Raw genomic sequence first — 11,864 nt, 5'->3', positions numbered from 1 at the left:
CCCGGCCCCTCGTCACCATTGCCGAGCAGCAGGAAGCAGCCGGGTACGACGTCGAGATAACGAGCGAAATCCTCGCCCCCCATCGCGGGTGCGTCGAGATCGATGAAGCGATCGGCGCCAATCAGTCCGATCGCGATGTCGCGGACACGGCCGTAGATGTCGGCGGGATTGTGGAGCGCGGGGTAGCCGCGCTCGTAATGCAACTCGGCCTCGGCGCCGAACGAGCGCGCGACGCTTTCGACGACGTCGCGCAGCCGCTGCTCGACCAGATCCTGGCTCGCCCGCGACAGGGTGCGGACGGTACCTGCAAGATGCGCCTCGTCGGCGATGATGTTGAACGCGGTGCCCGCTTCCATCTTGCAGATCGAGACGACCGCGGCGTCCATCGGGTCGACGTTGCGCGCGACGATACTCTGCACTGCGACGACGATATGCGAGGCGACGAGGATCGGGTCGATGGCGAGATGCGGGCGCGCGGCATGGCCGCCCTTGCCTTTGACGCTAATCTTGAACAGGTCGGCCGCCGCATAGAGCGGACCGACGCGCCCCGCGAGCTTGCCGGCGGGGAGGCCGGGACGGTTATGGACGCCGAAGATCGCCTGCATCGGGAAGCGTTCGAACAATCCGTCACGGATCATCGCGCTCGCGCCGCCCTCGGGGTGCCCGTCGGCGCCGCTGTAGCCGAGCGATTCCTCGGCGGGCTGGAAGATCAAATGGACCGCGCCATCGAAATTGCGCGTCGCGGCGAGATGCTTGGCGGCACCGAGCAGCATTGCGGTGTGCCCGTCGTGGCCGCACGCATGCATCACCCCGGGGGTGACGGAGCTATGGGTCGACGCATGCGCCTCGGTCATCGGCAGCGCGTCGATGTCGGCGCGAATGCCGATCGCGCGATCCGACTGCCCGGCGCGGATCGTCGCGACGATACCGGTCCCGCCGATGCCGGTCGCAATCTCCTCGATCCCGAACTCGCGCAGCAGGCCGATGATGAAGGCGCTGGTGTCGTGCTCGTGAAAACCGAGTTCGGGATGCTGGTGGATATGGCGGCGCCAACCCGTCATGTCGGCTTCGAGGTGCGAGAGATCGATGGGCATGGCGTTGTTCCTCACGGGCGGACATGCCCCGGTAGCTGATAGAAGACTTGCGCTCCGGGACCGAGTGGCAGGTCGAAACCGACCCATGCAACGGTCATCATGATCCCCATGGCCATGAAACAGAGCGCATAAGGCAGCATCAGCGCGAGCAGCGATCCGACCCCCATGCTCTTGTCCCAGCGCTGGCAGAAGACGAGCACGAGGGGGAAATAGCTCATCAGCGGGGTCATGATATTGGTGTAGCTGTCGCCCATGCGATAGGCAGCGGTCGTCATTTCGGGGCTTATGCCGAGCAGCATGAACATCGGCACGACGACCGAGGACAGGACGCTCCACTTGGCGGTCGCCGACCCGATGAACAGGTCGAGCAGCGACGACAGGAGCAGCACGCAGACGAGGAGCAGCGGGGCGGGCAGGCCCATGCCTTGCAGCTTTTCGGCGCCGCTGATTGCGATGATCGGGCCGATGCCCGACCAGTTGAACATCGCGACGAAATGCGCGGCGAAGAAGACGAAGACGACATAGGGCGCGAGGGTCTTCACGCCTTCGCGCATCATCGCGATTACGTCCGACGAGCTTTTGATCACGCCCACCGCACGCCCGAAGACGGTGCCGGTGAACAGGAAGAGCAGGAACAGCGCCGCGATGATCGAGGCGTAGAGCGGCTGCAGCCGGATCGGCCCTTCGGCATCCTGATCGATGAAGGGCGTGTAGCCGGGCCAGAGGCACAGCGCGGCGAAGGCCGCCACGACGAGCAGCGCCACGACGCCGGCATGGCGAAGTCCGCGGCGCTCGTCGGCGCTGAGTTCGCCCTTTTCGAGGTCGGCACGGAGTTGGTCGTCAACCTCTTCGTTCCACATCCCGAGCCGCGGCTCGACGATCCTGTCGGTGACAAACCATATGATCGGGGTGAAGAAGACGACGATGCCGAGGATGAAATACCAGTTGCCGAGCGGGTTCATCGTCCACGCCGGATCGACGATGCGCGCGGCCTCCTGCGTGAAGCCGAACAGCAGGACATCGAGTTGGCCGGGCATGATGTTGCCGGCATAACCGCCCGATACCGCGGCGAGCGCGGCGGCGATGCCGGCAAGCGGATGGCGCCCGACCGACGCGAACAGCACGGCCGAGAGCGGGATCAATACGACATAGGCGGCATCGGCGGCATGGTGCGATACCATGCCGATGACCGCGATCAGCGGGGTCATGTAGCGGCGCGGTGTGTTGCGGAGGGATCCGCGGATCAGCGCGAAGAACATCCCCGACCGCTCGGCGACCGCGGCGCCCATCATGATCGTCAGGACGATACCAAGCGGCGTGAAGCTGGCATAGGTGCGCGGCATTTCGGTGAACAGCCGCGTGATATTATCCGCCGAAAAAAGGCTCGACGCGCGGTAGGTGAGCATGCCGCCCGCAAGTTCGGCGTTCGCGGGCGCTTCCCTGCCCGAATAGGGAAGCGACGCGCTCCACCCCAGCGCTGCGCCGAGCGCCGATACCAGCATCAGTGTAACGATCAGATAGATGAAGATGATCGTCGGGTCGGGGAGCAGATTACCGACGCGCTCGATAAAGCCGAGAAACCCCCTCTGGCGGGCAGGGCGAACCGTTTCAGAACTCATGATCGCGCTTCCTGCATCAACCGCTTTTTCGTCGCGAGGGAATTGGAGCCCGTCTGCCCGTAAGCAAGACGGGCTCCATCCTTACCGGTTCGGGATCAGAAGTTCACTTCAAGCCCAGCCCGGATCACGGGACCGAACTGATCGAAACCGCCCCCCGACGGATCGATGACCTGAACCGACTCCATTACCGGCAAGCGTACGTTGAAGAGGTTGGTGACGCCAAAGGAGAATTTCGCCTCCTGCTCGCCCCGGATCGGCAGCGTGTAAGACGCCGAGATGTCGTTGTAGAACTTCGATCCCGTCCGGTCGGGCGACAGCAGTTCGCGGCTGATGCCGGGCGAGATATCGGTCAGGCTCTGGCTCGACTGATAGCGGCCCTGCCAGCCGACCGTCAGCCCGCCGGTCGAATAGTTAAGGCCCACGACCCCCTTATATTTCGGATAGCCGTAAAAGCCTTCGAGCACCGTGTAGAGATCAGGCCGCGCCTGGAAGGTGAAGGTGCGGAGACGGTGCAGATAGGTGAAGGCGAGATTGGCCGAGATGCGGCCGCCACCCAGCGGACGGGCGTAAAACACCTGCGTATCGAGGCCCGAGGTCTGCAGCTTCGACGTGTTGACATAGGTGCTCCTGCCGCCGGTGATGCTGAAGAAGTTCGCACCGGGGGTCGTGTCGCGGGTGATCAGTGCACACAGGTCCGGATCGGGACCACCGGCACGGTCGACACAATTTTCAGCAATGGCTTGCGGGCTGAGAAAGCTGATCGCATCCTCGATCTTGATGTCGAACCAGTCGGCTGAAATCTGGAGGCCCGGCAGGAAATTCGGCGTCAGGACGAAGCCCGCGGTCCAGCTGTCCGAAACTTCGGGGCGCAGGTCCTGATTGCCCGACACGATGAAGGGCACGCCAATGCCGCCGCTGACCGGTACGAAACCCGCGGGACGGCCCAGTGCGGCGCAGTTGGCAGCGCGATTGGGATTTTGCCCGAGATTGTTTTGCGAGCAGGGATCGTTGACGTTGGTCGTCTGGCCCTCGCTCGGCCGGAAGGCTTCGAAGATGTTCGGTGCGCGAATGGCGCGGCTAAGCGTGGCGCGCAGGCGGAACCCGTCGGTGGGCTCCCAGATTGCACCGGCTTTCCACGACGTCGCCTTCCCGGCGTGGCTGTAATCGGCATGGCGCACCGCACCCTCGACCGAAAGCAGCCTGGCGAAGGGCATGTCGGTGAGGAGCGGGATGCTGAGTTCGCCGAAGAATTCGGTGACGTGATAGCCGCCCTCATAATCCTGCGACGACGCCTGGTTGGTCACGCCGGCCTTGATCAGCGGATCGGTGGTCCGGCCGTTGCGCTCCTCCCGGTACTCGGCGCCGAGCGCAACGCCGATCGACCCGCCGCCCGGCATGGTCAGGAACTTGCTCGAATCTCCCGAGAGCGAGAAGCCTGCGGTGGTCTGGCGGACGAACGCACGGGACACCGTGGTCGTGCTGACGAAATCGCGTGCTTCCTGCGAGCTGGCGGTCGAGCCGAACGGATTGAAGGGCACGCACGGGCCGCCGCCGACGATGGTGGGCGGGACATAGCCCACCGGCTGCAGCGCCGGTACATCCATACGGCAGCGTATGTCCCCCGAAACGGGATCGACGACGGCGTCGAGTGCCGCGCGAAGATTGGGCAGGAGCATGCGGTTGTAGCCGATGAACTTCGCCTTGGTGCGGCCGTAGGTGCCGTAAATATCGTAGCGCAGATCGGAGAAGCCGGTCTCGAACTCGCCCTTGAGGCCGCCGACGAACGACAGGCTGTTGCGGTCGACCTGGCTGAAACGCAGCCCGACGTCGGTGTAGAGGCGATCGAGTTGCAGCGTCGTCGCGCCGGCCGCGAGGAGGTCCTGACGGAAATCTTCGTTCAGGAACGCGTTCTGCGCAATGTCGATCGGCTGGGCCGCCCGCAGCACGGGCTGCCCGCGACCATAGCTCGACGTATTATTGTAATCTGCGGCGAAATAGGCGCGCACGGAGTCGCTGAAGTCGAAATGGGTGCTGAGGTTGAGATTGTAGCGTTCGATGTCGGGAACGATCGAAATCGAATCGTCGAAGCGGAAGCACGCCGGTCCGCAGTTTTCGAACTTCCCGAACAGGCTGCCGTCCGTGAAAAGCGGTGTTGGTGCCGGGCGCGGCGTACCGTCGTCGTTGAAGACGAACGCACCGAGGCCGCCCGTGTCGCCGCGCAGGCCCACTGCGCCATAGCCCGAATATTGAAAGGCTTCGCCGCCGGGAATGATGATAAGATCGGGAATGCCGTCGTTCGGGCCGGTATCGGCCGGATTTATCATCGCGACATTGTTATGCATGTCGGCCTGCCGCGGGGTGATTTCCTTCACCTTCGTATAGTCGGCCGCGACGGTGATGTTGCCGCGCCCGTCGGCGAAATTATGCCCCGCGAGAATGCTGCCGCCATAGGTGAAACCTTCGGGACCGCGCGCCGGCTGCGACCCGCTGAACGACAGGCGAACGCCGTCGAAGTCATCCTTGAGAAGGATGTTCACGACGCCCGAGACCGCGTCCGAACCATAGATCGCCGACGCGCCGCCGGTGATGATCTCGACGCGTTCGATCAGGTTGGGATTGATCGAGTTGAGATCGACTGCCGCACTGTCAGTCGTTCCCGATACGCGGCGCTTGCCGTTGACGAGCACCAGCGTCCGGTTCGAGCCGAGGCTGCGCAGGTCGACCACGGCCAGGCCGCCGCTGGTTTCGCCGCGCGAGCCCGAGGCGCCGCCCTGCTGGCTCTGCTGCATGCTTCCCGAAAAGCCGATCGCAGGTTGCTGCGCGAGGGCGCGGCCGATGTCGAACTGCGCGTTGTTCGCACCGAGCGTTTCGGAACTGACGACGCCGACCGGCGTCGGCAGGTCGAGGACGGGGCGGCCGATACGCGAACCGGTGACGACGATGTCGGTGCCGGTCGTGGCTTCCTCGCCGGCGACACTATCGTCGGGCGCGTCCTGCGCTGCGGCGGGTGCCGCCATCGCGGCCAGCATCGCCACCGCGAGGAGGGAGCTGGAAATCCTGAACTGATTGTCGAATTTGCGCTGTGCAGTCGGCCCCTGGATCATGTTTGTCTCCGCCCTTAACCCCTCTGCCAAAGCGTCCCGTTTGTCGGGCGATGCGGGGGCCCATTCTGTCTAGGTAAACAGCCATCGCGATCCCAATGCCGGTTCGACATAGAATCATTCACGCAGGATTCGGGCAGTAATATCCAGCACATAACATGCCTTCGATGAAGGCAACGGACCGGGCGGGGCTAGGCGGCCGCCTCTTCCGGACGCTTCTTGAGCATGCTCCAGAAAGCCTCGACACTGGGGCTGCGTCGCGCGATCGGCTTGTAAATACGAATCTCGATCGGAACGTGCCAGTTCGCGTCTCCGGCGGTAACGAGCCGGCCGTTCTCCAGATCGGTTTCGGCGAGGCTGAGCGGCGCCCAGCAAACCCCGCGCCCGTCGCGTGCCATCGACAGCAGCGCGGACGCCATATGCGAGCGGAAAACCGGGCGAAGCATCGCCGCGCCTGCCGATATGACTTGTGCCGCCTGAAGGATTCGGCCCATTCCCGACCGTTCCTCGAACTCCAGATAGGGAAGGGGGTGCTCGCCGGACCCGGGAAGCGCGTGGGTCGGCGCGCCATCGGGCGACGGCGCCGTGACCGGCAGCAGGACGTCGCTGCCGAGATGGAGCGAGGTGAAGCCTGCCGGGTCGAGGCGATGCGATGCGGCGGCGTGGTGATGGCAAAGCAGGAAATCGGCCTTGCCCTCCAGCATGAAGCGTTCGCAGGCGACCATATGATCGGCGATGAGCGTGATCGTGCCCGCTTCCTTTCCGTTGTCGAGGCTCCGCAGCCACGACGGGAAAAAGGTCGTCGACAGGGCGTGCGTCGATGCGAAGCGTATTTCGTTGCTCAGTGTGCCGCCGATCTCGCGGACATGGTCGCGGCCGAGCGCCAGCCGCCGGACGATATCCTCGGCCAGCACGCGAAAGGCCAGCCCGGCTTCGGTGAGCGCGATCCGGTGCGTGTCGCGGTCGACCAGCGTCGCGCCGACCCAATCCTCGAGTGCGCGGATTCGCCGGCTGAACGCGGGCTGGGTCAGGTTGCGCGCCTCGGCGGCGCGGGAGAAATTGCCTTCATCCGCGAGCTTGATGAAGTCCTCTAGCCACATGATATCCATAAGAATCCATCTGTCGCATCAATTGATACTGTCCCGGCATTGGCTTCGCCGGAACCGGGCAAGCTAAGCCCTGCCTCGCGAAACCGCATGAAGGGCAGAAACATGTTGTCGCCAAAGACGCTTTACGACAAAATCATCGATCGGCACCGGATATTGTCTTTCGGCGGGCCGGAAGGCGCCGGCGAACGCCTGTTGCTCTATATCGATAGAACAGTGCTCAACGAATATACAAGCCCGCAGGCGTTCAGCGGTTTGCGCGAAGCGGGTCGCAAGCTCTGGCGCCCCGCCGCATCGCTCGGCGTTGTCGATCATGTCAATTCGACCGCGCCGGTCCGCGAAGAAGGCAAGGTGGACGAGGGCGCGCGTCGCCAGATCGAATATCTGATCGAGAACGGCCGCGATTTCGGAATCGAGATTTTCGACGTGCTGGACCCGCGCCAGGGCATCGAACATGTGGTGATGCCCGAGCTCGGACTGGTCCTGCCCGGAATGGTGATCGCGGCCGGCGACAGCCATTCGACGACCTACGGCGCGTTCGGCGTGGTGGGGTTCGGTATCGGCACGTCGGACATCGAACATCTGCTGGCGAGTCAAACGCTCGTCTATCGCCGGCTGAAGACGATGCGCATTACTGTCGATGGCGAACTGGCACCGGGGGTCACTGCCAAGGACGTCATCATGGAAGTGATCCGCCGGATCGGTGCGGACGGCGCGGCGGGGCACGCAGTCGAATTTGCGGGCGCGGCGATCGAGGCAATGGGCGTCGAAGCCCGCATGACGATCTGCAACATGGCGGTCGAATGCGGCGCGCGTGTCGCGCTGATGGCGCCCGACGACAAGGTGGTCGCCTATGTGGCGAAGGGGCCCCGCGCGCCGCCGCCGGCGATACTCGATCGCGCGCGTGAAAGCTGGCGCGGCTTGCGCAGCGACGCCGGGGCGCGCTTTGATACCGAGTTTTTGCTCAGCGCCGGCGACGTGCCGCCGATGGTGAGTTGGGGCACCAGCCCCGATCAAGCGCTCGCGATTACCGAACGGGTTCCCGATCCCGCCGATATGCCTGCCAGCCGCCGCGACGATGCGGCCCGGGCGATTGCCTATATGGGGCTCGAAGCGCGCATGCCGCTTCAGGATGTCGCGATCGATCGCGCCTTTATCGGCTCGTGCACCAATGCCCGCCTGTCGGACATTCGCGATGCCGCGCGGATATTGAAAGGGCGCCGCGTCGCGCCGGGGGTCCGTGCGATGATCTCGCCGGGCAGCAGCACGGTTCGTCGCGCGGCCGAGGAGGAAGGGCTGGACCGCATATTCACCGATGCCGGTTTCGAGTGGCGCCAGTCGGGTTGCTCGCTCTGCCTCGCAATGAACGACGATATGCTTGCCCCCGGCGAACGTTGTGCGTCGAGCACCAACCGTAATTTCGAAGGGCGGCAGGGTGTGGGCGGTCGCACGCACCTGATGAGCCCGGCAATGGTCGCGGCGGCCGCGGTGACGGGAAAGCTTGCCGACGTTCGCTCGCTCGCCATGCTGGAGCCGCTGTGATGGAGCGTTTTCTCCGCCTCGCTGGCGGCGTCGCGGCGATGCCCGGTGCCAACATCGATACCGATGTGATCATGCCCAAGGCCTTCCTCAAAGGGATCGACCGGTCGGGGCTTGCCGAAGGACTTTTTCACGATCTGCGTTTCGATGCCGACGGCCACCGCCCCGATTTCATCCTGAACCGGGCGGATATGAAGGACACCCGCTTCCTGCTAACAGGCCCCAATTTCGGCTGCGGCTCGTCGCGCGAGCATGCGGTGTGGGGCATGCTGCAATATGGCATCCGCGCGATTGTAGGTACGTCGTTTGGCGCGATTTTTTCGGACAATGCGGCAAATAACGGGCTGTTGCTGCTGAGCTTGCCACCCTCCGGCATTGCCATGCTGTCGGATATGCTCGACGATGGCAGCGGACATATGACCATCGACCTCGAAAGGGAGCACATCGAGATCGCCGACCGCATCATCCGCTTTGCCGTCGACCCTGCGGTTCGCCAGGCGCTGATGCAGGGCCTCGACCGGATCGGTGAGACCTTGACCAATGCCGATCGCATCCGCGCCTTCGAACAGGCCTATTTCGCGGAGAACCCGTGGCTTGCCGAACCGTTGGCGTCATGAACCTGCGTCCCGAATATCCCGACCTGATGCCCGGCTTTCGCTGGCAGGACGTCGATGCCGGCGACCTCCATATTCGCGCCGCGATCGGAGGCCGTGGGCCGCCGCTGTTGCTGCTCCACGGGCATCCGCAGACACATCTGACCTGGCACAAGGTCGCGCCCGAGCTTGCGAAGCGCTTCACCGTCGTCGCCACCGACCTCCGGGGCTATGGCGACAGCGGAAAGCCGGCGGGCGACGCCGCACACCGGAATTACGCCAAGCGCACGATGGCAGCCGATCAGGTTGCGGTCATGAAATCGCTCGGCTTCGATCGCTTCGCCGTCGTCGCGCATGATCGCGGGGCGCGCGTCGCGCATCGCATGGCGCTCGATCATCCGGATCGCATCAGGCGGCTCGTCCTTCTCGACATCGCGCCGACCGCGACCATGTATGCCGAAACGAACCGCGCGTTCGCGACCCGCTATTTCTGGTGGTTCTTCCTTATCCAGCCCTTCGACCTGCCCGAGCGGCTGATTGCGGCCGATCCCGACTTCTTCCTCGACCGGCATATTGCGGGACAAACGAAAATCGCCAATTCGCTCGATCCGCGGGTGCTGGCCGAGTACCGACGCTGCTATCGCGACCCCGCGACGCGCCATGCGATCTGCGAAGACTATCGCGCCGCGGCGAGTATCGACCTCGAACATGACGCGGCCGATGGCGATTGCCGGATCGAAGCACCGCTGCTGGTGCTCTGGGGCGAGCTGGGCACCGTCGGCGCATTGTTCGACGTCCTCGAAACATGGCGGACCAAGGCGCGTCATGTCGAAGGGCACGCGATCGCGTGCGGCCACAGCCCGCAGGAAGAGGCACCCGACGCCCTTCTTTCGGCTTTGGACGATTTCCTTCGGGAATCCTGACTGAGCGGCATGTTCGTACGAAAATGCGCCGGCACGACGGCCGGCGCATTCTCCCTTTCGGAACCGCGAAGTTTCAGTTGGCGCGATTGTCCCGTTGCGGCGCGGATTCGCTGGCCGGGCGATCGGCCGCCTCTTCCTGCTGCTCGGCCGTATCCTTGAGCTGACCCTTGGTCATGCCCGTGACGAGGACATCGCCCGAACCCGCAAAACTGGCGGCAGGTAGCGTCGCGACGCGGTTGCCGACCTCGACGGTGACCGCCTGCACGACACCGCGGCCCGTCTGGCGCAGTTCGTGGACATGGCCGATCACCTTGCCGCGCGCGTCGATGACCGCCATCCCGGGTTCGACCGCGAACATGCCGTTGCCGGTCGCTGCGCCGCTGCCTGCGGCGGCGAGCTGGCCGAGGCTGCCCTGGAAGCTGCCCGCGGCCGAGCCTGCGCCTTGCGCCGTGGCCGAAGCGCCCGAGGCTGTACTGCCTGCCTGATTGCGGAGATTGCCGACCGCGCCGCGCGCGGTGCCGGTGACGGTCGACGCGCTGTTCTGGATGGTGCCGGTAGCGCTGCGCGCCGTTTGTCCGACATAGTCGGTCCCGACCGCCTGTGCGTCGAGACTGCCGCTGCCCGAGGCATTGCCCGAGCCTCGAGCATTACCGCCGAGCAGGTCGCCGTTGCCGTCGAGCGAACCCTTGCCACTGGCATCGGCGTTGCCCTTGCCCCGGATGCGGCCCGAGCGGCGGTCGACATGGGCGTCGCCGCGGCCGGAGCCGGTCAGCTCACCCGCCGAGCCGAGTGTGCCGCCGACGGGGCCAGTCGGGCTTCCGAGTACGCCCCCGAGCCCGCCGCCCAGACCACCACCGAGACCGCCGCTGCCGCCGAGCAGCTGCGCCGAGACCGGTGTCGAAAAAGCGATCGCCGTGGCGGCGAGCGCGACGGCCGGGAAAAAAATGCGATTTGGCATTGTTCTGCTCCTGAGTTTGCGGCCCGAGGGGAGGGCCTGCAGGGAGAACGATGGCGGTTTCGATTTTCTTCCCGAAAAAGCGCGGCGGCGGTCAGCGGCCGCCGCAGGTTCCGCAAATCAGGCCATGGCCATAAAGCTTGTCGCGCCCCGGCTTGCCGAGATCGCGTGCCTCCATGACGAGAGCGGAAACCGCAGGACCGATGCGATCGATGGCGGGCGCAGGATAGCGGAGCGCCAGCCGCCCGGCAACGAGCGGCGCGGCAAAGGAAGTACCGCGCAGCCGGTCGGTGCCTGCCGCGCCGGTTGCCGCCAGCACGTCGTCGCCGGGTGCGGCGAAATCGATGTGGAGCGCGCGGCCGGCCTCGGGCAGCACGCGCCCTTTTTTGTCGATGCCTGTCACGGCGAACACGCCGCGATGGGATGCCGGATAGGCGGGCGGCGCGGCGGGACCGTCGTTTCCCACCGCTGCGACGATCAGCATTCCGCGCTGTTGTGCGCGGGCGACCGCTGCCGAAAGCAGCCTGTTGTCGGGGCCGACGAGACTGATCGTCGTCACCGCGACGCCGCTTTGCGCCAGCCAGCCGAGCGCACGGACGATGGCGCTCGCGTTGCCGCCTGCGGGGTCGGTGCCATAGACGTCGGCGGCGAGCAGCTTCTGGCCGGACGCCGCGCCCTGTATCTGCCCGCTGCCGACAAGGAGCGAAGCGACTGCCGTGCCATGGCGGCTCGCCGATGGCGCTCCCCTTGCGAAGCCGCGCTGCTCGACGCGTCCAGCGACCGATGGATGCGCTGCGACGCCGCCGTCGATCAGGCCGATCCTTGCGCCGCCGCCAGCGGATCCCGTCGCAAGGGCCGCTTGCGGCAAGGCGCCGCCCGGTCCGCTGGCGAAATAGATATTGTCGACGTCGACCGCGGCGTCGGGGAGCAGTTT

The 11,864-nt window shown here is 65.2% G+C and carries 9 protein-coding genes; 3 read left to right on the top strand and 6 right to left on the bottom strand.

Annotation, left to right across the window (positions count from 1 at the left end; genetic code table 11):
- From VGD20_RS15580 to VGD20_RS15565, 4 genes are all read right to left on the bottom strand, one after another.
- A partial coding sequence (locus VGD20_RS15580) for a M20 aminoacylase family protein (protein ID WP_331135324.1) occupies positions 1-1,094 on the bottom strand: 1,094 nt, incomplete at its 3' end.
- Between the two features lie 11 nt (positions 1,095-1,105).
- Positions 1,106-2,713 (bottom strand): AbgT family transporter, encoded by a 1,608-nt coding sequence (locus tag VGD20_RS15575; RefSeq protein WP_331135323.1) that lies wholly within the window; start codon positions 2,711-2,713, stop codon positions 1,106-1,108.
- 95 nt (positions 2,714-2,808) lie between these two features.
- Positions 2,809-5,817 (bottom strand): TonB-dependent receptor domain-containing protein, encoded by a 3,009-nt coding sequence (locus VGD20_RS15570; RefSeq protein ID WP_331135322.1) that lies wholly within the window; start codon positions 5,815-5,817, stop codon positions 2,809-2,811.
- A gap of 188 nt (positions 5,818-6,005) precedes the next feature.
- Positions 6,006-6,923 carry a LysR family transcriptional regulator gene (locus tag VGD20_RS15565; RefSeq protein ID WP_331135321.1) on the bottom strand — a complete coding sequence of 306 codons (918 nt, stop codon included), beginning with the start codon at positions 6,921-6,923 and terminating at the stop codon, positions 6,006-6,008.
- A gap of 87 nt (positions 6,924-7,010) precedes the next feature.
- Here VGD20_RS15565 and leuC point away from each other — a divergent pair, with 87 nt between their 5' ends.
- The 3 genes from leuC to VGD20_RS15550 are packed head-to-tail and all read left to right on the top strand — an operon-like array spanning position 7,011 to position 9,975.
- Positions 7,011-8,462, top strand: coding sequence for a 3-isopropylmalate dehydratase large subunit (gene leuC, locus VGD20_RS15560; RefSeq protein ID WP_331135320.1), 1,452 nt, complete (start codon positions 7,011-7,013; stop codon positions 8,460-8,462).
- Positions 8,462-9,076 carry a 3-isopropylmalate dehydratase small subunit gene (leuD, locus tag VGD20_RS15555; RefSeq protein ID WP_331135319.1) on the top strand — a complete coding sequence of 205 codons (615 nt, stop codon included), beginning with the start codon at positions 8,462-8,464 and terminating at the stop codon, positions 9,074-9,076. Before leuC ends, leuD begins: the two co-directional genes overlap by 1 nt.
- Positions 9,073-9,975 carry an alpha/beta hydrolase gene (locus tag VGD20_RS15550; RefSeq protein WP_331135318.1) on the top strand — a complete coding sequence of 301 codons (903 nt, stop codon included), beginning with the start codon at positions 9,073-9,075 and terminating at the stop codon, positions 9,973-9,975. Before leuD ends, VGD20_RS15550 begins: the two co-directional genes overlap by 4 nt.
- 73 nt (positions 9,976-10,048) lie before the next feature.
- Here the strand turns inward: VGD20_RS15550 and VGD20_RS15545 are convergent, their stop codons facing one another.
- Complete coding sequence (locus tag VGD20_RS15545; protein WP_331135317.1) at positions 10,049-10,933, bottom strand: hypothetical protein; 885 nt, start codon at positions 10,931-10,933, stop codon at positions 10,049-10,051.
- A gap of 91 nt (positions 10,934-11,024) precedes the next feature.
- A partial coding sequence (locus tag VGD20_RS15540) for a S8 family serine peptidase (protein ID WP_331135316.1) occupies positions 11,025-11,864 on the bottom strand: 840 nt, incomplete at its 5' end.

The sequence above is a fragment of the Sphingopyxis sp. genome, assembly GCF_036402335.1.
Taxonomy (GTDB): domain Bacteria; phylum Pseudomonadota; class Alphaproteobacteria; order Sphingomonadales; family Sphingomonadaceae; genus Sphingopyxis.
This window is presented reverse-complemented; position numbering and strand designations above follow the sequence as displayed.

Excerpts from the sequence above, each read along its gene's own strand:
- VGD20_RS15575 (WP_331135323.1), bottom strand. The coding sequence starts at position 2,713 with ATGAGTTCTGAAACGGTTCGCCCTGCCCGCCAGAGGGGGTTTCTCGGC.
- VGD20_RS15570 (WP_331135322.1), bottom strand. The coding sequence starts at position 5,817 with ATGATCCAGGGGCCGACTGCACAGCGCAAATTCGACAATCAGTTCAGG.
- VGD20_RS15565 (WP_331135321.1), bottom strand. The coding sequence starts at position 6,923 with ATGGATATCATGTGGCTAGAGGACTTCATCAAGCTCGCGGATGAAGGC.
- leuC (WP_331135320.1), top strand. The coding sequence starts at position 7,011 with ATGAAGGGCAGAAACATGTTGTCGCCAAAGACGCTTTACGACAAAATC.
- leuD (WP_331135319.1), top strand. The coding sequence starts at position 8,462 with ATGGAGCGTTTTCTCCGCCTCGCTGGCGGCGTCGCGGCGATGCCCGGT.
- VGD20_RS15550 (WP_331135318.1), top strand. The coding sequence starts at position 9,073 with ATGAACCTGCGTCCCGAATATCCCGACCTGATGCCCGGCTTTCGCTGG.
- VGD20_RS15545 (WP_331135317.1), bottom strand. The coding sequence starts at position 10,933 with ATGCCAAATCGCATTTTTTTCCCGGCCGTCGCGCTCGCCGCCACGGCG.